Source organism: Ruegeria sp. BHSB196 (genome assembly GCF_059613135.1).
In genome coordinates this window covers 16453-40224 of the sequence record NZ_JBXWRY010000034.1, presented here as the reverse complement: position 1 = coordinate 40224, position 23772 = coordinate 16453, and the positions used below count along the sequence as shown (strand labels likewise).

At 63.9% G+C, this 23772-nt stretch carries 26 protein-coding genes, 1 other RNA gene and 1 riboswitch; of the genes, 14 read left to right on the top strand and 13 right to left on the bottom strand.

Translation table 11 applies throughout. The features are described 5' to 3' along the window. The 4 genes from AC2FNJ_RS15490 to AC2FNJ_RS15475 form a co-directional block, all read right to left on the bottom strand. A partial coding sequence (locus AC2FNJ_RS15490) for an ATP-binding cassette domain-containing protein (RefSeq protein ID WP_496765504.1) occupies positions 1-690 on the bottom strand: 690 nt, incomplete at its 3' end. Then, the gene (locus AC2FNJ_RS15485; protein WP_496765502.1) at positions 687-1793 is read right to left on the bottom strand and encodes an ABC transporter permease; all 1107 of its coding nucleotides are present in this window, start codon (positions 1791-1793) and stop codon (positions 687-689) included. The genes AC2FNJ_RS15485 and AC2FNJ_RS15490, both read right to left, overlap by 4 nt. After that, positions 1794-2879 (bottom strand): microcin C ABC transporter permease YejB, encoded by a 1086-nt coding sequence (locus AC2FNJ_RS15480; RefSeq protein ID WP_496765499.1) that lies wholly within the window; start codon positions 2877-2879, stop codon positions 1794-1796. A 9-nt stretch (positions 2880-2888) separates the two neighbouring features. Then, positions 2889-4796 carry an extracellular solute-binding protein gene (locus AC2FNJ_RS15475; protein ID WP_496765497.1) on the bottom strand — a complete coding sequence of 636 codons (1908 nt, stop codon included), beginning with the start codon at positions 4794-4796 and terminating at the stop codon, positions 2889-2891. A gap of 201 nt (positions 4797-4997) precedes the next feature. Here AC2FNJ_RS15475 and AC2FNJ_RS15470 point away from each other — a divergent pair, with 201 nt between their 5' ends. Then, positions 4998-6131: a calcium:cation antiporter gene (locus AC2FNJ_RS15470; protein WP_496765495.1), complete on the top strand. Its 1134-nt coding sequence runs from the start codon at positions 4998-5000 to the stop codon at positions 6129-6131. Positions 6132-6204: 73 nt separating this feature from the next. Here AC2FNJ_RS15470 and AC2FNJ_RS15465 read toward each other — a convergent pair whose 3' ends face one another. Next, complete coding sequence (locus AC2FNJ_RS15465; RefSeq protein ID WP_496765494.1) at positions 6205-6711, bottom strand: c-type cytochrome; 507 nt, start codon at positions 6709-6711, stop codon at positions 6205-6207. 121 nt (positions 6712-6832) lie between these two features. Here AC2FNJ_RS15465 and AC2FNJ_RS15460 point away from each other — a divergent pair, with 121 nt between their 5' ends. After that, positions 6833-7666, top strand: a complete 834-nt coding sequence (locus AC2FNJ_RS15460; protein ID WP_496765492.1) for a prephenate dehydratase — start codon at positions 6833-6835, stop codon at positions 7664-7666. A gap of 33 nt (positions 7667-7699) precedes the next feature. On the opposite strand, the gene AC2FNJ_RS15455 is transcribed toward AC2FNJ_RS15460, so the two are convergent. Then, entirely contained in the window at positions 7700-8167 is a 468-nt protein-coding gene (locus tag AC2FNJ_RS15455) for an SRPBCC family protein (protein ID WP_496765490.1), read from the bottom strand. Positions 8168-8206: 39 nt separating this feature from the next. Continuing rightward, entirely contained in the window at positions 8207-9190 is a 984-nt protein-coding gene (nudC, locus tag AC2FNJ_RS15450) for an NAD(+) diphosphatase (protein WP_496765488.1), read from the bottom strand. Positions 9191-9384: 194 nt separating this feature from the next. Here nudC and AC2FNJ_RS15445 point away from each other — a divergent pair, with 194 nt between their 5' ends. Next, entirely contained in the window at positions 9385-11295 is a 1911-nt protein-coding gene (locus AC2FNJ_RS15445) for a bifunctional 2',3'-cyclic-nucleotide 2'-phosphodiesterase/3'-nucleotidase (protein WP_496765487.1), read from the top strand. 39 nt (positions 11296-11334) lie between these two features. Next, an RNA gene (gene ffs / locus AC2FNJ_RS15440) (signal recognition particle sRNA small type) lies at positions 11335-11433 on the top strand. Between the two features lie 20 nt (positions 11434-11453). Here the strand turns inward: ffs and AC2FNJ_RS15435 are convergent. After that, positions 11454-12314, bottom strand: coding sequence for an alpha/beta hydrolase family protein (locus AC2FNJ_RS15435; protein WP_496765486.1), 861 nt, complete (start codon positions 12312-12314; stop codon positions 11454-11456). A gap of 84 nt (positions 12315-12398) precedes the next feature. Here AC2FNJ_RS15435 and AC2FNJ_RS15430 point away from each other — a divergent pair, with 84 nt between their 5' ends. Continuing rightward, a complete protein-coding gene (locus AC2FNJ_RS15430; RefSeq protein WP_496765485.1) occupies positions 12399-12974 on the top strand; it encodes a TetR/AcrR family transcriptional regulator in 576 nt (191 codons plus the stop codon). Here AC2FNJ_RS15430 and ypfJ read toward each other — a convergent pair. Beyond that, the gene (gene ypfJ / locus AC2FNJ_RS15425; protein ID WP_496765484.1) at positions 12965-13804 is read right to left on the bottom strand and encodes a KPN_02809 family neutral zinc metallopeptidase; all 840 of its coding nucleotides are present in this window, start codon (positions 13802-13804) and stop codon (positions 12965-12967) included. The genes AC2FNJ_RS15430 and ypfJ overlap by 10 nt on opposite strands. Positions 13805-13902: 98 nt before the next feature. Then, a riboswitch (cobalamin riboswitch) is annotated at positions 13903-14108 on the top strand. A gap of 86 nt (positions 14109-14194) precedes the next feature. Here ypfJ and AC2FNJ_RS15420 point away from each other — a divergent pair. Beyond that, positions 14195-14602 (top strand): hypothetical protein, encoded by a 408-nt coding sequence (locus AC2FNJ_RS15420; protein ID WP_496765482.1) that lies wholly within the window; start codon positions 14195-14197, stop codon positions 14600-14602. Positions 14603-14621: 19 nt separating this feature from the next. On the opposite strand, the gene AC2FNJ_RS15415 is transcribed toward AC2FNJ_RS15420, so the two are convergent. Beyond that, positions 14622-15125 (bottom strand): protein-tyrosine phosphatase family protein, encoded by a 504-nt coding sequence (locus AC2FNJ_RS15415; protein ID WP_496765481.1) that lies wholly within the window; start codon positions 15123-15125, stop codon positions 14622-14624. Between the two features lie 171 nt (positions 15126-15296). Here AC2FNJ_RS15415 and AC2FNJ_RS15410 point away from each other — a divergent pair, with 171 nt between their 5' ends. From AC2FNJ_RS15410 to AC2FNJ_RS15385, 6 genes are all read left to right on the top strand, one after another. After that, positions 15297-17063, top strand: a complete 1767-nt coding sequence (locus AC2FNJ_RS15410) for a DNA polymerase III subunit gamma/tau (RefSeq protein ID WP_496765479.1) — start codon at positions 15297-15299, stop codon at positions 17061-17063. 102 nt (positions 17064-17165) lie between these two features. Continuing rightward, positions 17166-18035 (top strand): TauD/TfdA dioxygenase family protein, encoded by an 870-nt coding sequence (locus AC2FNJ_RS15405; protein WP_496765478.1) that lies wholly within the window; start codon positions 17166-17168, stop codon positions 18033-18035. A gap of 114 nt (positions 18036-18149) precedes the next feature. Continuing rightward, positions 18150-18494, top strand: a complete 345-nt coding sequence (locus AC2FNJ_RS15400) for a YbaB/EbfC family nucleoid-associated protein (protein WP_496765477.1) — start codon at positions 18150-18152, stop codon at positions 18492-18494. Between the two features lie 64 nt (positions 18495-18558). Then, positions 18559-19152: a recombination mediator RecR gene (gene recR, locus AC2FNJ_RS15395; protein ID WP_496765476.1), complete on the top strand. Its 594-nt coding sequence runs from the start codon at positions 18559-18561 to the stop codon at positions 19150-19152. 100 nt (positions 19153-19252) lie between these two features. Continuing rightward, complete coding sequence (locus tag AC2FNJ_RS15390; RefSeq protein ID WP_496765474.1) at positions 19253-19756, top strand: RidA family protein; 504 nt, start codon at positions 19253-19255, stop codon at positions 19754-19756. A gap of 152 nt (positions 19757-19908) precedes the next feature. Continuing rightward, a complete protein-coding gene (locus tag AC2FNJ_RS15385) occupies positions 19909-20397 on the top strand; it encodes a hypothetical protein (RefSeq protein WP_496765473.1) in 489 nt (162 codons plus the stop codon). Positions 20398-20403: 6 nt separating this feature from the next. Here the strand turns inward: AC2FNJ_RS15385 and AC2FNJ_RS15380 are convergent, their stop codons facing one another. Then, on the bottom strand, positions 20404-21033 hold the full coding sequence (locus tag AC2FNJ_RS15380) for a ribonuclease T2 family protein (protein ID WP_496765471.1): 630 nt from the start codon (positions 21031-21033) through the stop codon (positions 20404-20406). 128 nt (positions 21034-21161) lie between these two features. On the opposite strand from AC2FNJ_RS15380, the gene AC2FNJ_RS15375 reads away from it, so the two are divergent. Together AC2FNJ_RS15375 and AC2FNJ_RS15370 are read left to right on the top strand one after the other, a co-directional pair. Further along, the gene (locus AC2FNJ_RS15375; RefSeq protein ID WP_496765470.1) at positions 21162-21929 is read left to right on the top strand and encodes a DUF1013 domain-containing protein; all 768 of its coding nucleotides are present in this window, start codon (positions 21162-21164) and stop codon (positions 21927-21929) included. A 47-nt stretch (positions 21930-21976) separates the two neighbouring features. Next, on the top strand, positions 21977-22366 hold the full coding sequence (locus AC2FNJ_RS15370; RefSeq protein WP_496765469.1) for a hypothetical protein: 390 nt from the start codon (positions 21977-21979) through the stop codon (positions 22364-22366). A gap of 30 nt (positions 22367-22396) precedes the next feature. On the opposite strand, the gene AC2FNJ_RS15365 is transcribed toward AC2FNJ_RS15370, so the two are convergent. Continuing rightward, positions 22397-23428, bottom strand: a complete 1032-nt coding sequence (locus AC2FNJ_RS15365; protein WP_496765467.1) for a permease — start codon at positions 23426-23428, stop codon at positions 22397-22399. Next, positions 23421-23729, bottom strand: a complete 309-nt coding sequence (locus AC2FNJ_RS15360) for an ArsR/SmtB family transcription factor (protein ID WP_496765466.1) — start codon at positions 23727-23729, stop codon at positions 23421-23423. The genes AC2FNJ_RS15365 and AC2FNJ_RS15360 overlap by 8 nt, the downstream gene beginning before the upstream one ends. Positions 23730-23772: the final 43 nt, after the last annotated feature.

Here is a 23772-nt window from a genome sequence, read left to right as displayed (position 1 = left end):
TTCGCCATCCTTCATCACGCAGACCCGGTCGGCGATGCGGCGCACGATCCCCAGATCGTGGGTGATGAACAGCATCCCCATGTTTTCCTGTTTTTGCAGATCCGCCAGAAGCTCCAGGATCTGCGCCTGGATGGTCACGTCCAGCGCCGTGGTCGGTTCGTCCGCGATCAGGATGTCGGGCTTGTTGGCCAGCGCCAGCGCGATCATCACCCGCTGCCGCTGCCCACCGGACAACTGGTGGGGATAGGCGTCCAGCCGCTCCTCGGGGTCGCGGATGCCGACCTTGGTCAGCAATTCGACGATCCGTGCCCGCGCCGCGTCGCCGGTCAGCCCCTGATGCAGGGCCAGCGACTCGGCCATCTGCTTCTGGATCGTGTGCAGCGGGTTCAGCGAGGTCATCGGCTCCTGGAAGATGAAGCTGATGTCGTTGCCGCGCACCTCCATCAGCCGCTGTTCCGAGGCCCCGATCATCTCTTGCCCGTCGTAGACGACCGACCCTTCGACACGGGCGCTTTCGCCCAGCAGCGACACGGTGCTGAGCGCCGTGACCGATTTGCCCGACCCGGATTCGCCCACCAGGGCGACGGTTTCGCCGCGATCCACGGCAAAGGACACGCCCCGCACCGCCTCGGTCACCTGGCCGTCCTGCCGGAACGAGACCCTGAGGTTGTCCACCGCAAGCAGGCTCATGAAAACGTCTTTCTGGGGTCGAAGGCATCGCGCACGCCCTCGAAGATGAAGACCAGCAGCGACAGCATGATGGCGAAGGTGAAGAAGGCGGTAAATGCCAGCCACGGCGCCTGAAGGTTCTGTTTGGCCTGAAGGGTCAGTTCCCCCAGCGAGGGCGCCGAGGATGGCAGGCCGAAGCCAAGAAAGTCGAGCGATGCCAGCCCGCCGATGGTGCCGGTCACGATGAAGGGCATGAAGGTGAGCGTCGCCACCATCGCATTGGGCAGCATGTGGCGGAACATGATGGTCATGTTGCCGACGCCCAGCGCCTTGGCGGCGCGGACGTATTCCAGGTTGCGCGCCCGCAGGAATTCCGCCCGGACCACGCCCACGAGGCCGGTCCAGGAAAACAGGATCATCAATGCCACGAGCAGCCAGAAACTTCGCCCCAGTATGGCGAACATGATGATGATGACGTAGAGCGACGGCGTGGCCGACCAGATCTCGATGATCCGCTGAAAGACAAGGTCAAGCCAACCGCCGAAGAACCCCTGGATCGCTCCGGCGAAGATGCCGACCAGGCTGGCCACGCCGGTGACGATCAGGGTGAACAGGATCGACAGGCGAAAGCCATAGATCACGCGGGCCAGCACGTCGCGTTTGGTGTCGTCGGTGCCCAGCAGGTTCTGCCCGTTGGGCGGCAGCGGCGCCGCGCCGGGGCGATCGACCGTGGTCTTGAAGGAATAGGGTATGAGCGGCCAGATTGCCCAACCCCGTTCAAAGCCCTCGGCCTGGAAGGTTCCGGCGTCGATCTGTTCGATGATGCCCTCGGGATCGTCGAAACACGCTTCCAGCCCGCCGCTGTCGATCAGGCACTGCACCTCGGGGTCGCGATAGATCGCCTCGGTCTGGAAATCGCCGCCAAAGGTGGTTTCGGGGTAGAAATTGAAGATCGGCGTGAAGAACTCGCCACGGTACTTGACGAGGATCGGCTTGTCGTTCGCGATGAATTCGGCGAAGAGCGAGACACCGAACAGCACCGAAAAGATGATCAGCGACCAGAAGGCCCGGCCGTTGCGGCGGAAGTTGCGCCAGCGGCGCTGGTTGAGCGGAGAGAGCGCCATCTACCCCTCCCGGCTTTCAAAGTCGATGCGCGGATCGACCAGCACATACATCAGGTCGCTGATGATGCCGACGACCAGACCGAGCAGGCCGAAGATGAACAGCGTCCCGAAGATCACCGGATAATCGCGCGCCACCGCCGCCTCGAACCCCAGCCGGCCGAGACCGTCGAGCGAAAAGATCGTCTCGATGATGATCGACCCGCCGAAGAAGACACCGATGAACACGGCCGGAAAACCCGCGATCACGATCAGCATCGCGTTGCGGAAGACATGGCCGTACAGCACGCGACGTTCGCTCAGCCCCTTGGCGCGGGCGGTCATGACATAGTGTTTCTTGATCTCGTCCAGGAACGAGTTCTTGGTCAGCAGCGTGAGCGTCGCGAAGGCCGAGATGGTCGAGGCCACCACCGGCAGCGTGATGTGCCAGAAATAATCCAGGATCTTGCCGGTGAGGCTCAGGCTCTCCCAATTGTCCGAGGTCAGCCCGCGCAGCGGGAAGATCTGCCAGTAGGAGCCGCCCGCGAACAGCACCAGCAGCAGGATGGCGAACAGAAAGCCCGGGATCGCATAGGCCACGATGATCGTGCCGCTGGTCCAGGTGTCGAAGGTCGAGCCGTCCTTGACCGCCTTGCGGATGCCCAGCGGGATCGAGACCAGATAGGCGATCAGCGTGGACCACAGGCCCAGGGAGATCGAGACCGGCATCTTCTCCAGCACCAGATCGACCACGCTGATCGAACGGAAATAGCTCTGGCCGAAATCCAGCGTCAGATAGTTGCCCATCATGGTCAGGAACCGTTCCAGCGGCGGCTTGTCGAAACCGAATTCGCGTTCCAGTTCTTCGATGAATTCCGGAGGAAGGCCGCGCGCGCCCACATAGCGTTCGTTGGCGCCGCCCGTCTGCCGTTCGATGTCGCCGCCACCGCCCGCGATGCCTTCGAACACGTCGCCACCGCCCTCCATCTGGGCGATGATCTGTTCGACCGGGCCGCCCGGCACGAATTGCACGAGGGTGAAATTGATGATCATGATCCCCAACAGCGTGGGGATCACCAGCAACAAGCGTCGAAGTATATAGGCTCCCATGGGGGCGGCTTACCTCAACGCACCCGAGGCTTTCAATGCCGCTTCTTTCTCGGCGTTGATCCACCACAGATCCTCGACCCCAAGGGCATAGGGCGGCAGGTTTTCGGGGTATTCGTACATGTCCCAATAGGCGACCCAGTATTTACCCAGATACCAGGTGGGCACCATGATCCGTTTGGCGCGCAATACCCGGTCCAGAGCCCGGACATTGGCCTGCAGCTCCTCGGCCTCGGTGGCGGCCACGATGTTGTCGATCAGCGGTTCGATGTCCGGCCCGTGCACCCCTGAAGGGTTGAAGACGGAATAGCTGGCCGCCTCGGTCCCGAACTGCTGATAAAGTCCGGTCGAGGGCTGCAACGACATCGGGTAGCCGCCCATGATCATGTCGAAATCCCGGTCCCGGCGGCGCAGCGTGAACTGCGCGTTGTCCACGCGGTTGTAGATCGCGTCGATGCCCATGGCGCGCAGATTGTCCACGAAGGGCTGGATGATACGGTCGAGCGTGGGTTGATCCGACAGAAACTCGATGCGCAACACCTCGCCCTGTGCGTTGCGCCGGATGCCGTCGTCGCCCACGGTCCAGCCGGCTTCGTCCAGCAATTGCATCGCCTTGCGCAGATTGCGGCGGTCGTTCTGGCGATCGGGTCGGGAGGTGTGGGCGACCACCGGCTCCTCGGTGAGCACAGCCGGATCGAGCGCGTCGCCGAGGCTTTCCAGTATTTCGCGCTCGCGGCCTTCCGGCAGACCGGTCGCTTCGAGATGCGTGCCTTCCCAGAACGAGTCGCGCTGCTGGAACAGCCCGTATTGCAGGCTTTCGTTGGTCCACTCGAAATTGAACGCCAATTGCACCGCCTCGCGCACCCGGATGTCCTGAAATTTCGGGCGGTCGAGGTTCATGACGAAGCCGCCGGCTGACGGCACGTCGCCGTCCAGCAGCTCGGCCTTGACGATATGGCCTTTCGCGATTGCCGGAAAATCATAGGCCGTGGCCCAGCTTTTCGAGTTGTTCTCCTGACGCAGCGTGAAGGTTCCGGCCTTGAATCCTTCCATCGCGGCGATCGAGTCGCTGAAATACTCGATGCGGATGGTGTCGTAGTTGTTGCGGCCCACATTCACGTTCACATGGTCGCCCCAGTAGTCCGGGTTCCGCTTGTAGACGATCCGGCGGTTGATGTCGTAGCTGTCCAGAACGTAGGGGGCGGAGCCGATGCCCGGTTCCAGCCGGGGCTTGTCGAGCCTGCGGTTCTCGGGGTCGGCGTCGAACCATTTCTTGGAGAACACCGGAGTGCCGCCGACCTGCGTGATCAGCGCCCGGCGGGGAATGTCCGGCGCGAAATGGAACTTGACGCGGTGGGTATCCAGCGCCTCGGCCTTGGGAATGCGTTTGCGCACCGCATCGGCATAGGATTTCAACCCCTGATCCAAAAGGATGTTGTGGGAAAAGACCACGTCCTCGGCCGTGACCGGAGTTCCGTCGGAAAATCTTGCTTCCGGGCGCAGGTTGAAGATCACCCAGTCCTGGCTTTCGGGGTATTCCAGGCTCTCGGCCAGCAGCCCGTAATAGGAGGCGGGCTCATCATAGGACGGGATCAGCAGGCTTTCATACTGATCCGCAGAACGCGCCCCCGCGCGGCCCTGGCGCGTGAACGGGTTGAAGCTGTCGAAGGTGCCCTGCGCGGCATAGGACAGTTCGCCCCCGCGCGGCGCGTCGGGATTGACATAGTCGAAATGCGCAAACCCCTCGGGGTACTTCAGATCGCCGAATTCCGAGAAACCGTGGCTCTTGATGATGCGCTCTTCGGCCAGGAGCGGCGAGGCCGCCAAGGCCAGAACGGACGCAAGCCCCAGAAACAGCGCCACATACCACGGTCTTGCATCGACGACTCGGGCGCGGCTTGGGGCTCGGGGTGGTCGCATCGGGCTCGTCCTCCGGGGTCGGTTTCGTTCTTGATCTTGTTGCCGCTAGCTAAAGGTCCAGCCGCGCCAGTTTCAAGTTTAGAATATGTGAACGCTTCGTGAAGGGTTTCTTACGCAAAAATTGTTGTCGGAAATATGTTATGGTTGGCCGATGCGTGCGTCTGGGTGTTCCGAATGACGGGCCGAAGTTCGGCAAAGCCAATGACATTGGCCGTGTTCCTGCGCGAGGAATCCGCTTTCCTGATCGGGTTTGCCACCTTTGCGATGTTTCAGTTCGGCGCCGACGACTGGCTGTACGGCCTGTCCGATCCGTTCATGGCCTTGTTGCTGTTCCTGTGGCTTTTCGGGACCGTGCTGTGGGCCTCGTTCGGGGTGGTTCGGCACGCAGATGCGCTGGCGGAACTGCTTGGTGAACCCTATGGCACCCTGATCCTGACGGTTTCCGTCATCGGGATCGAGGTTTCGCTCATCGTTGCGGTCATGTTGTCCGGGGATTCGGCCCCGACCCTTGCCCGTGACACGATGTTTGCCGTCTTGATGATCGTGCTGAACGGTCTGGTCGGCGCGGCGCTTCTGTTCGGCGGCTTGCGGCATTCCACCCAGGACTACAACCTTGCGGGCGCGCGCTCGTTTCTTGCGGTCCTGTTCCCGCTTTCGACCCTGGCGCTGGTGCTGCCGCGCTTCACGACCTCGACGCCCGATGCCACCTACTCGCCCCTTCAGGCGGTCATCCTGGCCAGTTCCACAACCCTGATGTACCTGGTCTTTCTGGGGATTCAGACGACACGGCACCGGAATTTCTTCGAACAGCCCTCAAGGGCGGAGGACAATCCCGGCCGCGGTCCCGAACCGTCGGAGACCCACGAAAGCCACGGCCCGGTCCGGTCCGGCACGTATCACGCGGTCTTGCTGATCCTGACGCTGCTGCCGATCGTGCTGCTGTCCAAGCGCGTCGCCAAGCTCGTCGATTTCGGCATCGTCGGCGTCGGCGCACCCGCCGCCTTGGGCGGGGTCTTGATCGCGTTGCTGATCCTCACGCCGGAAAGCATGGCCGCCGTGAACGCCGCCCGCAAGAACCGTCTGCAACGCTCGGTCAACCTTCTGCTGGGTTCGGCGCTTGCATCCATTGGCATGACGGTTCCGGCCGTGCTCGCCATCGGGCTGATCATCAACGAACCGGTGCCGCTTGGGTTGGATGACGCTTCGATCCTGATGCTGCTGCTGACCCTGCTGGTCAGCGCCCTGACCTTCGGCGGCACCCGGACCAGCATCCTGCAGGGCGCCGTGCACCTGGTGCTGTTTCTGGTCTACGTGATGCTGATCTTCAATCCCTGAGCAGACGGGACAAAAAGGCCAGCCGTTGCGTTGCGCCCCGGCTGGCCTTCTTTTGGAATTCGCGAATGCGGTCTCAGTCGTCCAGGCTGTCCAGATAGGCAATCAGGTTCACCCGATCGTCGAGTTTCTTCAGGCCGGCAAAGCTCATCGACGTGCCTGGAACCGCACCACTGGGTTTTTCCAAGAAAGCGTTCAGTTCCTCAACGGTCCAATCGCCGCCTTTTTCCTCCATGGCACCGGAATAGCTGAACCCTTCCGCCGACGCGATCGGGCGGCCGACGATACCATAGAGATGCGGACCCGTGCCGTTCACGCCATCCTCCAGCTTGTGGCAAGCGGCGCATTTTTTGAAGACATTGGCGCCTTTTCCGACATCGGCAGCCATCATCAATTCGTCGAAGTTCACCTCCTCGGCCTCTGTGACTTCGTCGGTGGGCGCTTCGGTCTCGATGATATAGGCGGCCTCCCCGTGACCCCCAACGTGAAAGAGAACCTCGGCCGCCCATTTGGCCAGAAGGAACGCCAGCAAGGCGCCGAACAGGCCGGCAGCGGCCTTGGTAACTGTCATCGTGTCGAACATTGATCGCGAGTCCATAATCAGCTGTCTGCGCGGGTGTCTAAGGCTTCCCCTTGCAAGAGGCAAGGTATAGACACCGCGACCAAACGCCCAATTCACGAACTTGTTGCACGGAATCGACCAAATGACACAACGCATCGCATTTCAGGGCGAACCCGGCGCCTACAGCCACGAAGCGTGCCGGAATGCCCGGCCGGACATGGACGCCCTGCCCTGCCGCACCTTCGAAGACGTGATCGAGGCGGTTCGGTCCGGTGAAGCCGAGCTGGCGATGCTGCCGGTCGAGAACTCGACCTATGGCCGCGTGGCCGACATCCACCGGCTGTTGCCCCACAGCGGTCTGCACATCATCGACGAAGCCTTCGTGCGGGTGCACATCAATCTTCTGGGCGTGCCCGGAGCGCGGATCGAGGACATCGAGGAAGCCCATTCTCATCTGGTCCTGCTGCCCCAGTGCGAAGGGTTTCTGCGAAGCCACGGCATCCGCGGGCGGGTCAGCCCGGACAATGCCCGCGCCGCCCGCGAAGTGGCCGAACGCGGCGAAAAGAGCCATGCCGCCCTGGCCAGCGAACTGGCCGCCGAGATCTACGGGTTGAAGGTGCTGGCGCGCCACATCGAGGACCGCGGCGACAACACGACCCGGTTCCTCGTCATGTCGCGCCAGACCGATGAAACGCGCCGGGGCGCGTTCGGCATGATCACCAGTTTCGTGTTTCAGGTGCGCAACATTCCGGCCGCGCTCTACAAGGCTTTGGGCGGGTTCGCCACCAACGGCGTCAACATGACCAAGCTGGAAAGCTACATGATCGACGGATCCTTCACGGCGACGCAGTTCTACGCCGACATCGTCGGGCATCCCGAGGACCAGAACGTCCGCTACGCGATGGACGAACTGAAGCATTTCACGACGAATGTCGAAGTCCTGGGCGTCTACCCGGCCGCGCGCCCCCGCAGCTGAACCTTTGGCCCGGGCGGATACCGGGATGGGCGGTCACGCCGTTTCGGCATAGCGTTGCTCCATCCGCGCGGCATATTCCGCCAGCCTCTTGTTGAACCGCCGCCTGAGCCGGTTCTTGCCGAGTTTCAGCGATTGCAGCAGCAGGCGCGCCGGCAGGGTCGTGGCGGCAAACTCGATTTCGACGAGCAGCCGGGTCCGGCCGGGCGACAAGGCCACAAGCTCGACCTGGGTCCGGCCGCTCATCCCCTTGCTGCTGGAGTCGAATCGCATGTGGTGCGGGGCCTCGTATTCCGACAGCACGACGCGGATCTGCCGCCTCTTGCCGCGCATCTCGAAGGCCGTGGTCCAGGCCATCCCGACGCCCACCGGTGCCTGCGGGTCTTCGCGCGTCACTTCGATGCCGCGCCGGATGGCCAGCCGTTCGAACCGGCCGAAGTCGGAAATCATCTCGAAAACCGCGCCCGCCGGCGCTTCGATATCTGCACTGCCTGAAAACCGCATCCCTTTCCCCGGCCTTGTTCGTGGTCTTCGTGTATCGGGTCAGTCCAACGTATCCGCAAGCCAGTTCTGCAACAAGAAATGCGCGATGGCCCCTTTTCGCGCGGGCAGGAGCCCGGGGTGCTCGCCGGCAAAGGCCTGCATCATCTCGGACTTGCCGACCCAGACCGCGTCCTCGATCTCGGTCGGATCGATGCGAATCTCGCGCGACAGGGCCTCGCCGGCGCAGCCGAACATCAGCGACGTGGGAAACGGCCAGGGCTGGCTGGCCAGATAGCTGACCGGGCCGACGGGGATGCCGGCTTCTTCCAGGACTTCCCGGCGCACCGCAGCTTCCAGCGTTTCGCCGGGTTCGACAAATCCGGCCAGCAGGGAATACATCCCCTCCGGCCATCCGGGCGACCGCCCCATCAGCACCGAATCGCCATGGGTGATCAGCATAATCACGACCGGGTCCGTCCGCGGAAAGTGCTGGCCGCCGCAGTCCGGACAACTGCGTTGCCACCCGGCCTGGGACACCACGCTCCTGCTGCCGCAGCGGGCACAGAACCGATGCGTCTCGTGCCAGCCGACAATCGCCTTGGCCGTCGCCGCCAGTTCGGCGTCCAACGGGCTGAGCCGCGTCATGACGCGCCTGAGCTCGGCAAAGACCTGGCCTTGCGGAAGGTCGGGATGTTGCTGCTCGGTCCGGTCCACAAATGCGCCAACGCCGGACAGATCGAGACCCTCGGCCGGCCAGTTCGAAATGTCAGCCGCAAAGACAGGCGCACCGTCGTCCGACACCCCGAGGAACACCATCTCTTCGACCGCGCCCCCGGGGCCGTCCTGCATCAATGGGTGGGAAACCGGCACCATCGCCAGTTCGTTCAGCCGTTCGCCCTGCACCAGGATCTTGCCGCGCCACAGCAGAAGGCCGCGCGCCTCGGGATGCGCTCTAGCGCGCTCCAGGGCCGCGTCGTCGCCGCGCATCTGTGCGGCCCGGTCAAAACCCGCTCCGCCGAAAGTGACCAATTCCGCCCGTTTCATCCGCCCGCCTCCCAAGATTTGCCCAGGGCTGCCACGATTGGCGGCACGGCGCAATGCCCGGCTGCGGGCCTCTCAAATTGCGACAAATTCGTACAGGCCATATTGTCATCCAAGTTCCCGCTTGAAATCGCCGTTCTTTCAACGTGTTAAATTTCTGCAAGTTGAATTGAATTGTTCGAGACTCCACCGCTTCCATGACGCAGGACACAAGCGACCTGAAAGACCCGTCGATGCCCGGCGCGGCAAGAACAGCGTGCCTCAGGCTTTTGGCGACATCCGACCTTCACATGAACCTGATGGGGTTCGACTATTATGCCGATCGACCCGAGCCGACGATCGGGTTTGTCCGCACCGCCAGCCTGATCCGCCAGGCGCGTGCCGAGGCCGAGGCCGTGGGCGCATTGGTCGTGCTTTTGGACAATGGCGACTCGTTGCAGGGAACGCCGCTGGGCGACTGGGCGGCGGAACGGGCCGGAACGCGGCACCCGTTGGTGCGAGCGTTCGGTCGGCTCGGCTATGACGCGATCGGATTGGGCAACCACGACTTCAATTTCGGATTGGAAACGCTGGACGCGATCGCGGGCGGCGCGACCTGCCCCGTCCTGTGCGGAAACTTGACCCGCAACGACGCCCGGCAGTCCTGGCAGCCATTTGCGGTTCTGGATCGGAAGTTGCGGATCGGCCAGAGGATGCGGCCGATACGGATCGGCGTGTTCTCGGTTCTGCCGCCGCAGACCGTAGCCTGGGAAGCGCATCTGCTGGCCGGCAAGGTCGAGGCGGCGGACATCGTGGACGCGGCGCGCACGTTGACGGAACGGCTGCGCGGCCTGGGGTGCGACCTTGTTCTGGCCCTGGCCCATTCCGGCCTTTCGGCCGAGGACACCCGGCCCGGATTGGAAAACGCCGTGGTGCCGCTGTCGAAAATCGCGGGGCTCGATGCGATCGTGGCGGGCCACACCCATCTGACGCTGCCGGGGCCCGGCCAACCGGAATTGCAGGGCCTGGATGCGCGCAACGGTTTCGTGCATGGCAAACCCGTGGTGATGCCGGGGTCGGCGGGGTCGCATCTGGGCCTCATCGACCTGTCGCTGGCGCCGGAACCCGGCGGGACGTGGCGCATCGCGGATCGGCGGGTCAGCTTGCGAGCGATCTACGAACGCGACGGTGCAGGCGCCTTGCGCCCCTTGGCGGAGGAAGAGCCGGAACTTGCGCGGGATTTCGCAACCGGTCACGCGGAAACCCGAGAACGGATGGGGCGTTCAGTTGGACGCATCAGCCAACCTTTGCACAGCTATTTCTGTTTCTGCGCGCCGGATCGCGGGCTGGCGCTGGTTGCGGCGGCGCAGGCGGCGGCGTTGCGCGCCCTGACGGCCGGTTCGGCCGAGGCCGGACTGCCGCTGTTGTCGGCCACCGCCCCGTCCAAGTTCGGCGGCCGCGCCGGCCCGCGCTTTTACACCGACGTGCCCGCCGGTGGTGTTTCGATGCGGAACGTCGCGGATCTCCACGTCTTTCCCAACGAATTGCGCGCCGTGGTCATATCCGGCGCCCAGTTGCGCGACTGGCTGGAGATGTCGGCGAGTCTGTTCAACCGGATTTCGCCCGGCGTTCGGGACATCGACCTGATTAACCCGGCGTGGGCCGGTCACAACTTCGACGTGATCCATGGTGTCAGCTACGTCATCGATGTCAGCGCACCGGCGCGCTTTCAAGCGGACGGGCGTCTTGCAGACCCAAACAACCGGCGGATTCGCGATCTGCATCTGGGTGGAAAACCCGTTTGCGACGATCAGCAGTTTCTGGTGGCTCTGAACAACTACCGCGCCAGCGGCGGCGGCCAGTTCATGGCGCTGGAGAACGCACGGCATGTCGCCCTGCCGGCGATCCGCATTCAGGATCTGTTGCGCGACTATCTTGCTGGCCGATTGCCGGGCGATGACCTGACTGATTGTCCCGGCCCATGGCACTTCGCACCTGTCCGCTCTGCGCAGGTCGTGTTTCGCACCGGGCCGGATGCCCGGAAGTATCTCGGCGAAATCGCGGGGTTCAGACCGGAGACGATCGGCATCGACGAGAACGGGTTTCTCTGCCTCCGGCTGCATCTCTGACGGGTTGTCAACGGGCGGCAACTTGCCTATATCGCTGGGTGAGAGGTTGGCGCGGGCGAGCGCCTCGCCAACCTGGTCAGGTCCGGAAGGAAGCAGCCACAACGAGTCCCGCTTGGGTCGATGTCCAACCTCTCACTTTCCTCTAGATGGTGTTTCGGTCACGGGCCGATCAGGGTCGGCCAGACCGCGGCGTTCCGGCGGGCGAAGGCGCCCAGATGCCCGACATCCCTCAAGCCGAAGTCCCGCGGGTCCAGTTCGTGCCGCCGCGCGCCGTCGCCATACACTTCGGCAAGGCGCCACACGCATTTCGGCGGAATCACATGATCGTCGGTGAAGGCAAAAAGTTCGACCGGTGCGCCGGACCGGCTCCAGTCAAGTCTGGGCAGGGTTTTTCCGGCTTCCGGTAGATAGCTTTCACGCGACGTGCACCATTTGCGCCATTGCCAATAGACGCGCGGCGGCAGGTCCGCGCCGAATCCCACCAGTCGCCCGGGCAGGTACCCCATAGCCTTCACCAGCAGCGGCACATGCCCGAACCAGAACATGCGTGCCAGCCCCTGATAGGGCCAGGGGTGGTCCTGATGATGAACGAGACCGGAACAGACGCAGATCATCCGGTCGATTTCTTCGATGCCCGGTTGCAGAGGCCCCAGCATCCCGCCGACCGAATGACCGATGACCCAGAGCGGCACACCGGGGAAACGCCGCCGCATCTCGTCGCGCGCGGCGGGCATGTCCCTGAGCGCCCAATCGGCCATCGTGACCGTTGAATCCTTCAGTCGGCCGGTCAGAGAATGGCCGAAATCGCTGTAGTCGTAGGTCAGACAGGCCATGCCCCGCTCTTGCGCAAGCCACCTGGCGAAGTGCTGGTAATAGTCGCGGGGGACTCCGGTGGCGCTGTTGATCACAACGGCGGTCTCAGGGTTTCCGGTCGGGCAGTAGAGCCGCGCGGCCAGTTGCGTCGCGCCGGCGGGAATCCAGAGATCCTCGACCAGAACCGAGCCTTGGGTATCCAACATTTCGACCTCCCGCGATTTCTGGACCAATCGGTCTACTCCTTATCACTGGACCAATCGGTCCAGACCTGTCAACAATCGCTTCAAATGACCGAACGTCCGCTTCCGACCAAGGACCGCCTGATCCGGACCGCCGCCGAACTGTTCCAGCGTTCGGGCTATCATGGCGTGGGCCTTTCCGAAGTGCTTGCGGCGGCGGATGCTCCCAAAGGATCGTTGTATCACCATTTCCCGAACGGAAAGGCCGATCTGGCGCTAGCCGCGGCCACCTGGGCGTCGGACGGTATGCTGCGGCTTATCGCGGCCTCGTTCGAACCGGCGGAGACTTTTGGGCAGGGGGTCGATACGCTGTGCCACAAGATCGCAAAGCTATTCGACCGATCCGGGCAATGGGACACCTGCCCGATCTCGGCGACGTTGTTCGAAGGTCCGGACAACATCAGCTTTCGCGATCATGCCTATCACCTTTACGAAGGCTGGATCTCCGAAGTCGCCCATCATGCCGGGCGGCTGGGGGTGGAACGACCCGAGGAAGCTGCCGACACGCTGTTCATCCTGCTGCAGGGTGGGTGGCAACTGGCGCGCGCCCGGCGAAACTCGGACGTGCTGCGGGCGCTGCCGCGTCAGCTGTGCATGTCGGATGCGCCGAAGCGTCAGAGTTGATCGGTGTTGAAGGTGTCACAATCCGCGATGTTGCCGCTGTCGAACCCCCGTTCGAACCAGGCCGACCTTTGCGCGGATGTGCCATGGGTGAAGGTATGCGGCCGCGGGATCCGCCCCGCCTGACGCTGCAAGCGGTCGTCGCCGATCATGCGGGCCGCGTTCAGGGCCTCTTCCAGATCGCCGCGGTCCATCAGCCCCTGGACCGACCGCGCCCAGACACCCGACAGGCAATCCGCCTGCAGTTCCAGCCTGACCGTCAGGGCATTGGCCTGCACCTGCGACACGCGCCGCCGCAGGTCGTCCACCTGAGGCAGTATGCCCAACTCATTCTGAACATGATGCGCCACCTCATGCGCAATCACGTAAGCCGCTGCAAAGTCCCCGCCGGCCCCGAGTTGGCGTGACAAGGTGGCAAAAAAATCCGTGTCCAAATAAGCTTTGCGATCGACTGGGCAGTAGAACGGTCCTGTCGCGCCGCTGGCGCCGCCGCAGGGGCTTTGCGTGACCCGCGAGAACAGGACCAAGGTTGGCGGTGTGTAGTTTTGGCCCAACTGTTCCTTGAATACTGCCGTCCATACATCCTCGGTCGTTGCCAGAACGCGCGAGGTGAACTCAGCCGCGCGTTGATCCGCCTCGGATATCTGAGCCGGCGACTCAACCTGCACCCCAGGGCCGTCCAGCAACTTGGACATATCGACACCGAACACAGCGCCCAATACCAGAATAATCAGGAGTCCACCCAGACCGATTCCGCCTGCACCGGTGGCCATGCGCCGTCGACCTCGCCGGTCTTCGATGTTGCGGCTGCCACGAACGCCACGCAATCGCATCAATCAATCCCCATACATAAACCAAGCGTCACACTATCACCTTAGCCCGTCTCATCAAAGTGTCCTTGAGGAATCGGCTTGACCGGTCGGTACCGCGCGGATAGCGATTGAGTGATGGTTTCCGCCCGCGTCTGCGGTCGGGATGAAAAGGGAACACGGTGCGGCCCGAAAGGGCCAAGGCCGCGACTGCCCCCGCAACTGTAGGCGGAGAGCAAAGCCGAAACGCCACTGGCCATATGGCCGGGAAGGTCGGCCGAGCGACGACCCGCAAGTCAGGAGACCTGCCATCGGCACGACAACTCGAACTCGGGCGGGGTGTCCGGGCGGGGTCCGATGGCCAGGCGCCGTCCTTCCCGACCGTCCATCCCGCCGCAGCGCGGAGGGCGCATCATGACCTGGACGACCAAGACGCATCATTTCACCGCAACCTTGTGCCAGAAGACCGGCAGGCACTGCCCCGCCCTGTCGCGCATGGCGGAGAAGCTGGCGGAGGCGATGGCGGCGTCCAAGCCGGTCACGGCAAAGGCGTTCGAGATCGAGGGCTCCGTTGCCCTGACCCATTGCGCTGCTGGATGCCACGCCCGGTTCGCGGCGGATCACCAGCGCATTCGGGTCTTCTGCGGTGTGGGTGGAGCCGACGATCGCGAGCAATTGGACCTGTTCGCGGACATGCTCTTGGGTCCGGCTTCGTTCGCCATGCCGGCGGGCACGTTCGATACGCGCCCTTGCGCCGTTCTGGAAGCGGTGGCGCGGGAACCCGCCAAAGCCGCGTTTCAAGGGCAGCTGTCGCCCGCGTGACGCGCTTCGCCAGGCGGCCTCATGGCCGGTTCGGCACGGCCTGTCCCTTGAGCGCCCAGTCCATCTGTCCCTCGGTTTCGACCGCGCAGGGGCGGACCGCGCGCAGGCGCTTCAGGGCGGCTCCGGGTTGTTCCCCGCATTCGATCATCAGCCGCAGCGCCGCCATGCCCGACCGGCCGCACCCGCCGCGGCAGTGGATCAGCACCCGTCCACCGCCGGACAGCGCCTGCCGCGCCGAGGCGCTGGCCTGCGCCCATTTGGCCCGAACGTCCCGGGATGGCGCGTCGAAATCCTCGACCGGCAGATGCACCCAGCGGCTGGCCCGGCCCTGGATGTCCGTCCCGAAATGCCGGGCCCCGTCCTGAATCATCTCGACCTCGGTCGTCATCGACATCACCAGACCCGGCTTCCAGTCCGCAATCGTGTCGAGGTCTTCGCGATAGTTTCCGCTCTTTCCGGGCATCTGACAGATCGCCAGGGTGCCGCCGCCCACCTGCAAACCGTAAATCACCAACTGCGACACGATCAGATCCCTCCTGAAACCAATGCACTCGAATTCGGAAATCTCAATCGGTATCCCAGAGTTTTACCCGCCGCCGCCCACATTCCCAACCAAAAACGCGCTCGCGTGCTGTGGACGCGGGGCAAGCGGGACACTACGCTGCGGTTTCAGGACGAATCCGGCTGAGCAGAAATGACCGATACCGCACCCGCCCCCTATCAGGTTCTCGCCCGCAAATACCGCCCCGAAACCTTCGCCGATCTTGTGGGACAGGATGCGATGGTCCGGACGCTCAAGAACGCGTTCGAAGCGGACCGGATCGCGCAGGCCTTCATCATGACGGGCATCCGGGGGACCGGCAAGACCACCACCGCGCGGATCATCGCCAAGGGCATGAACTGCATCGGGCCGGACGGCAACGGCGGGCCGACCACCGATCCCTGTGGCCAGTGCGAGCATTGCTTGGCGATCATGGAAGGTCGCCATGTCGATGTGATGGAGATGGACGCGGCATCGCGCACCGGCGTGAACGACATCCGGGAAATCATCGACTCGGTGCGCTATCGCGCGGCCAGCGCGCGCTACAAGATCTACATCATCGACGAGGTTCACATGCTCTCGACCAGCGCCTTCAACGCGCTGCTCAAGACGCTGGAGGAGCCGCCAGCGCATGTGAAGTTCATCTTCGCCACGACCGAGATCCGCAAGGTGCCCGTCACGGTCCTGTCCCGCTGCCAGCGCTTCGATCTGCGCCGCATCGAGCCCGAGGACATGATCGGCATGTTGCGCCGGATCGCCGACGCTGAGGGCGCGCGGATCGCCGAGGATGCCCTGGCGCTGATCACCCGCGCCGCCGAGGGGTCGGCGCGGGATGCGACCTCGCTCCTGGATCAGGCGATTTCCCACGGGGCCGGGGAAACCACCGCCGATCAGGTCCGCGCGATGCTGGGACTGGCCGACCGGGGCCGGGTGCTGGACCTGATGGACATGATCCTGCGCGGCGATGCGGCCGGGGCTCTGACCGAACTGGGCGGGCAATATGCCGAAGGCGCCGACCCGCTGGCGGTGCTGCGCGATCTGGCCGAGATCACCCACTGGGTCTCGGTGGTCAAGATCACGCCCGACGCCGCCGAAGACCCGACCGTGTCGCCCGACGAACGGGCCCGTGGCCTGCAGATGGCCGAGGCGCTGCCGATGCGGGTGCTGACGCGCATGTGGCAGATGCTTCTGAAGGCCCTGGAAGAGGTCGCCGCCGCCCCCAACGCGATGATGGCCGCCGAGATGGCCGTGATCCGGCTGACCCATGTGGCCGACCTGCCGAGCCCGGAGGAACTGGTCCGCAGGCTTCAGGACAACCCGCCACCGCAACAAGCCGCGCCGCGCGCCGGATCGACATCCGTTTCCGGCAAGGGCGCGCCCGTCGCGCAACAGGCGCGCGCTGCGGTCCCCACCGTTGCGTCCTCGCCGGGCGGCCGCGGTTCCGCACCGACCGCGGCGCTGGCGCGGGAGGCACAGGCGGCGCTGGCGCGCTATCCAACCTTCGATCACGTTGTCGAACTGATCCGGGCCAATCGGGATGTCAAGCTGCTGGTCGAGGTGGAAAGCGGCGTACGTCTGGTCTCGTATCAGCCCGGCCGGATCGAGTTCACACCCAGCGAACAGGCCCCGACCGATCTGGCGCCACGGCTGGGATCCTCGTTGCAGCGTTGGACCGGCAATCGCTGGGCCGTGTCGATCGTGTCGGATGGCGACGCTCCCACGATTGCGGAACGGCGCAACGCTGCCGAGCTAGCGCTGCGCGACGAGGCTCAGGCGCATCCCTTGGTGCAAGCCGTTCTGGCGCATTTTCCTTCGGCCCGGATCACGCGGATTCAGACACCGGAGCAGCGCGCGGCGCAAGTCGAGACCGAAGCCCTTCCCGAGGTCGAGGACGAATGGGATCCCTTCGAGGAGGAGTGACCCCGCACCACCGTCTGCGGCGCCGACACCGGTGTCGCAAACAGGCTTGAAGCGGTCCCGGCCGGGGCCCACTCTCGGGCGAAATCCCATGAAAGGCGCGCCATGCGAACATCGCCCCTGCATCCCCGGTTCGGCCTGATCGTCCATGACGTCGATCTGCGCGACGTGACCGCCGAGACTCTGTATCCCGAGATCAGACACGCCTTCGAGACCCACTCGGCGCTTCTGTTCCGCGGTCAGTCGATTTCGGACGAGGATCACGTGCGCCTGGGCGCGTTGTTCGGCCCGCTGGAAAACCGCGAGGCAATGGCGGCCGGGCGCGATGTGGCGTTCGAAGTCTCGGAACTCACGAACGAGACCGAGGCCGGCCTGCGCGCCCGCGACGATCTGCGGCTTCTGGACTTGCAGGCCAACATGCTGTGGCACACCGACAGCACCTTTCTGCCGACGCCGGCGCTGATCAACATCCTGACGGCCAAGGTGGTGCCGCCCAGTGGCGGTGAAACCGAAATCGCTTCGACGCGCGCCGCCTGGACGGACATGCCGGAGGAACTGAAATCGCAACTGCGCGATGCGATCATCTGGCACCGGCTGTCGCATTCGCGGTCGAGGATTTCCCCAGACCTGGCCGCCTTGCCGCGCATGACCCGCTGGCCCGACCGGCCCTGGCGCGCGGTCTGGCCCAACCCCGTGACCGGGGAAGAGGCGCTGTTCATCGCGTCGCATGCCTTTGCCATCGAAGGTCTGGGGCACGCCGAGAGCCAGGACATCCTCGAAGCGGCCCTGGCCTTCTGCACGCGCCCGGACTACGTCTATTCACACCGTTGGGAGGTGGGCGACGTGCTGATCTGGGACGAACGCGCAACGTTACACCGGGGCAGGCCCTGGGATTACGACCACCCGCGCACCCTGCGCTCGATCTGCTGCTCTGTCACGGAAGCCGACGGGCTGGCCGCAGTCCGGGTGATCTGAACCGGCGCGGCGCGGCGGCGATCCTGCCTGCCGCACGATCCCGACACGCCGACCCTTGTACCGCGCCGCCGGCCCCCGTATCTAGGCGCGGAACGGACAGACAGGAGACTTCCCATGCTCAAAGGACTCGGCGGATTGGGCGATATGGCCAAGATGATGAAATCCGCGCAGGAACTGCAGGTCAAGATGACCCAGATGCAGGAAGAGCTGAACAGCATCATGGTCACGGGCGAGGCCGGCGCCGGGCTGGTCAAGGCGACCGCCTCGGCCAAGGGGGAACTCAAGGCGCTCGACATCGATCCGTCGATCTTCAACGGCGACGACAAGGAAGTGGTCGAAGACCTGATCCTGGCCGCCATCAAGGACGCGCAGTCCAAGGCCGCCGAGAAATCGCAGGAAGAGATGGCGAAGCTCACCGAAAGCATGGGTCTGCCGAAAGACATCAAGCTGCCGTTCTGATACAAGCTCCTGACGGAACAAGGGCCAGGCGCGCGTCGTCCGGCCGGATTGCAGGAACGCGCAGGTGAGTTCGAACCGCGACATCGACATTCTGATCGAGCTTATGGCCAAGCTGCCGGGGCTTGGCCCGCGTTCGGCCCGCCGCGCCGTCCTGCACCTGATCCGCAAGCGCGCCCTGCTTTTGACGCCACTTGCCGACGCCATGCAGCAGGTGGCGGCCACCGCGCGCGAATGCCTCAACTGCGGCAATGTCGGCACTACCGACATTTGCGACATCTGCGAAAGCGAGGACCGTGCCACCGGAGAGTTGTGCGTGGTCGAGGATGTGGCCGACCTCTGGGCGATGGAGCGCGCCGGTGTGTTCAAAGGCCGCTACCACGTATTGGGCGGCACGCTGTCGGCGCTGGACGGGGTCGGCCCGGACGAGCTGCGCATTCCCCGCCTGAAGGACCGGGTGACGGCGGAAGGCATCACCGAAGTGATCCTTGCGCTGAACGCCACGATCGACGGCCAGACCACCGCCCATTACATCGCGGATCAGTTGGAGGGGCAGGTCCGCCTGACCTCGCTGGCGCAGGGGGTGCCGATCGGCGGAGAGTTGGATTACCTGGATGACGGGACGATCACGGCGGCCTTGCGGGCGCGGAAGGAATTGTAGCGTTTCGTCCAGTGATCGAGTGTCTCACGATCTCATGAATGGCAATGGCGCTTGCTCAGGGGTAGACTTCCCGGCGAAATCGTTCAGCAAGGTTGTTCGCATGACCACGCCCGAAGATCGACTGAAGGAACTCGGGCTGACGCTGCCCCCGCCCACGAAAGTGCCGGATGGGCTGCACCTGCCGTTCGCGTTCGTGAATGTGCGGTTTGACCGGGTGTTGTTTTCCGGCCATCCGAAGAACGCGATGGACGGAAGCATCGCCGGACCGTTTGGACTTGTCGGCGCCGACTTGTCCACGGATCAAGCCTATGCCGAGGCCCGTGACATCGCGCTGACGGTTCTGGCAAACATCAAGGCAGAAATCGGCGAGCTTTCCAGAATAGTCGCCTGGACGCGCGTCTTTGGGATGGTCGCTTCGGCGCCCGGCTATACCGAGCAGCACATCGTGGTGAACGGATTCAGCGACCTGATCGTGGACGTTTTCGGAAAAGACGTCGGTCGCCATGCGCGATCGGCAATCGGCGTGTCCGGGTTGCCGCTCGGTTTCGCTTTGGAAATTGAAGGCGAAGCGCTCATCCAGGACGGGTCTTCAGGGTTCGTCTGATCTGCAAGGACCAACTCGGTGCAGGCCGGTGACGGTACCGGGCCTGCAACAGGCACTGTCAAGACGTGCTCCGAGTGCAGATAATGCCTTTGGTCCGCGTCGCTTCACCTGTAGCATGAACGCCAATCCAAAACTTGCCATCGGGGTTTTTCATGACGCGCCTGCTTGCCCTTGTCCTCGCCGCTTTCTCCGCCACCGCCGCCTGGTCGCAGGAACTGATCGACAAGGGCTTCGTCGAGGGCTGGAACGTCATGATGGACCCGTCGCTGGGCAACGGCTGCCTGATCCAGACGGTGTATCAGGATCTTTCCGTTGTGCGCCTGGGCTATGACGCATTGGGCAACCGGGGATATTTCACCGTCTACAACAAGGCCTGGGGCGACATCGAACCGGGCCGGTCCTATCCGATCCGGTTCGAACTGGACGGCAAGAGTTTTGACGCCACCGCCATCGGGTTCCGGCAGGACCGGATACCGGGCGCAACCGTCTATTTCACCGACCGAAACTTCGTGAACGCGATCGCCCAGAACAGGACGATGACGGTCTACAATCCCGCCGGCGACCGGGTGATGGCCATCGACCTGAAGGGTACGGCCAAGGCGCTGGACTATGCCCGTGACTGCCAGAACCGCCAGCTGTGATCCGGTTCAGCGAATCGGGTCCAATTGCGCATCCGTCGCCGCGCAGTCGCGGATCACGTCCCGGCCGCAGGGCACCGGCGCCAGATCTCGCGACAGGCACAGCCGCACTTCTGCGATATAGTTGTCCCGGCACGTGACGGTGATCATGTCCCGTTCCAGTTCGGGATTGGCCTGAACAAACGCGTCTTCGACCACCGTGGCAGGCAATTTCACGGGCCTTTCCAGCTTGCGGAACACGTCCGGTCGAGCCACCATTTCATACGCCCGCCGCGACAGCGCATAGTAATCGGCGGCACTCAGACCCGAGCAGGTGCCGTGCTTTTTCCACTGGTGCCAGGCCAGACCGGCACTGCCCTGAATATCCTCCATTTCCCGCGTCATGCCGCGGCTGGGCGGCGCCTCGGGCGTGCGGCAGAAGGACGGCCAGCCCCGGTGGTATTGCGGCCACAGCCCGTGCAGTATCCAGCCGTGATCGTGCCGTGCATCGCATTGATCGGCGCCGCGCGCATCACCTTCGACGGCGCACCAGTTGGGCGACCAGCTGAGCGACAGAACGTAGTAGTCGAATGCACCGGCCTTTTCGCCATCGGCCAGCGCCGGAAATGCCGTCATCAACCACAATACCGCCCAGCGCATTCGCCTCTTCCCTTCTTTGCCCGGCGCGACTATATACGCCCCAAGTTCCCCGACAACGGAAACCTGCCCCGCCTTCGGGGCCGCCGAATTCCGGCGACGGGAAAGATGTATTCAAAGGAGACGGGCTGATGGCAAAACCCCTGATGGCCAAGGCGACCGCCGTTTGGCTGGTGGACAACACAACGATCAGTTTCAAGCAGATCGCGGATTTCGTGGGCATGCACGAACTGGAAGTGCAGGGTATCGCTGACGGCGAGGTCGCCGTCGGCGTCAAGGGTTTCGACCCCATCGCCAACAATCAGCTGACCCAGGAAGAGATCGACAAGGCGCAGAACGATCCGCTGCACAAGCTCAAGCTCAAGTTCAACCCCGCCGCCGTTGGCGAGGAAAAGCGCCGGGGGCCGCGCTATACCCCGCTCAGCAAACGGCAGGACCGCCCGAATGCGATCCTCTGGCTGGTCAAGTTCCATCCGGAACTCACCGACGGGCAGATCGCCAAGCTGGTCGGCACCACCAAGCCGACGATCCAGTCGATCCGCGAGCGGACCCACTGGAACATCTCCAACATGCAGCCGATCGACCCGGTGGCCCTGGGCCTGTGCAAACAGTCCGAGCTGGATGCCGCCGTTCAGAAAGCCGCCGCCAAGAAGGCCGCTGAAGGCGGCGTCATGAGCGACGACGAACGGCGCAAGCTGGTCTCGACCGAGCAATCGCTGGAAATGGACGCCGCGCCCAAGATCCCGACAGCGATCGAAGGGCTGGAGACCTTTTCCCTCTCTGACGATGGCGAGAGCGAAGACAGCGACGAGCCGCTGGTCGATGCCGACAGCTTCTTCAACCTGCCCAAGGGCGGAGCGGATGACGACGAGGACGACAGCGACGATCCGCGCTACTGACGGCTGCAGGCCCCGGACTTTGGTTCGGGGCGCGTTTCGGGACCACAATGCTTGAACTTCTGTCCAGACTGATCGGGTCGCACCGCGCGGTATCTGTCTATGCCTTCGTACAGACCTGGGGCCTCGCCCTGTTGGGCGCGACCGGCCTTGTTGCGATCGTCGCGGGGTTGCTGATATTCGGCGGCGACGAGGAACACGAGCACGACGCGTTTCTGACGGTCCCGGTCCTGTCCGCCACGGCGATCAATGGCGACATCGGCAACGGTGTGATCGCGTCGGTTCGGTTGCCGGACGGCACCGCGACCTCGATCACCTCGACCGAAGGTGAGATCGCGGCGACCGTGGGGACCACGGCCTGCATCGAAAAGCGTGTCTATGTCGAGAGCGGACAACCGCGCTATCGCCTGAAACTGCCCAGGTATTGCAGCGGCAGTTGACCAGTGCCAACCGCGGCCAAGCGCCCCGGGTCACACCAGTTGAAACGCGGCCCCTGCAAGGATCGCGCCGCAGATGCCCAGGCCAAGGTAGACCGCAAACACCTTCGGTTTGACCAGAGACCAGACGGCGGCCATGGCCGGGATCGAGCTGACCGAGCCGGCCACCATGAAGGCCATCGCCGCGCCTGCGCTCATCCCCTGCTCCATGAGCCCCGCCAACAGCGGCGGCGCGACATAGGAATTCAGATAGGCCGGCATCCCGACAAGCGCCGCCACCGCGATGGGGATCAGCCCTTCGCCGCCCACGGCCCCGGCGATCAGATCGGCGGGCACGTAGCTGACCAACAACGCTTCGAGAACATAGGCCAAGGCGAGCCATTTGAGCAGGAACAGCCCGTTCTGGACCAGTTCGACGCGAAAGCGTGCGCGGCGTTCGGGCTCCTGCCAGAACCGCCATTGCGGTCTGTCAGCGGCCTTTGGCCCGCATCCGCAGCATCCCGTTGGCTTGTAGGCGCGCAGCGGCTGCGCAAAGGCGCCCTGCCGCATCAGGAACTTGACCGCGAATCCGCCGAACAACCCGAGAGCGACCGCCGCGACGGCCTTTCCGATGGCAAAGGGCCAACCCAACGCGCCGGCGGTGATCAACAGCGTCGGCGGGTCGATCAGCGGTGAACTGAGCCAGAATGCCATCACCGCCGACAGCGGCGCCCCGAGCGCCAGCAATCCCGCGATGAAGGGGATGACCTCGCAGGAACAGAACGGGGCCAGCCCGCCGAACAGCGCCGCCAGCACGATCATGCGCGTTTCGCGGCCTTCAAAGGCGCGCGCCACCAGAACCTCGGCACCGGTCGCCTTGAGATAGGCCAGCAGCAGCACGGCAAAGGCGATGTACTGGCTGGTATGGGCTAGCGCCTTTCCGGCGAAAACGACGACATGGCGCAGATTGCCGGGATCGATCAACGCGACCAGGCCCAAAATCGCGAGGATCAGCGCCCAAGGCGTCTTCAGATGGTCGAGGACCATTTTGGCCGGTCTGGCTGGGCTTTGCGTGACATCAGCCATCGTTCGCGACCTTTCTTGGCGCATCCGCGCAGCATTCGCTCAGGATGAAATCCGCCAGCTTCCTGAGTTCGTCGAACCGCGCCCGGTTGATGGTGCTGCGCCCGATCTTCTCCTGTTCCACCACTCCGCCGGCGGCCAGAAACCGCAAGTGATGGGCAAGTGTCGAAGGCGCAATTCCGGTGCGCGACTGGATTTCGCCCACCGTCAACCCGGCCTCGCCGGCCCGAACAAGGGCCTTGAGCACCTTCAGCCGCGCTTCGGACCCCATGGCCGAAAACCCGGCCGCAGCGGATTCCCACATCGCATCACCTCCATATAACTAGATTTCTAGTTATATAACTTTT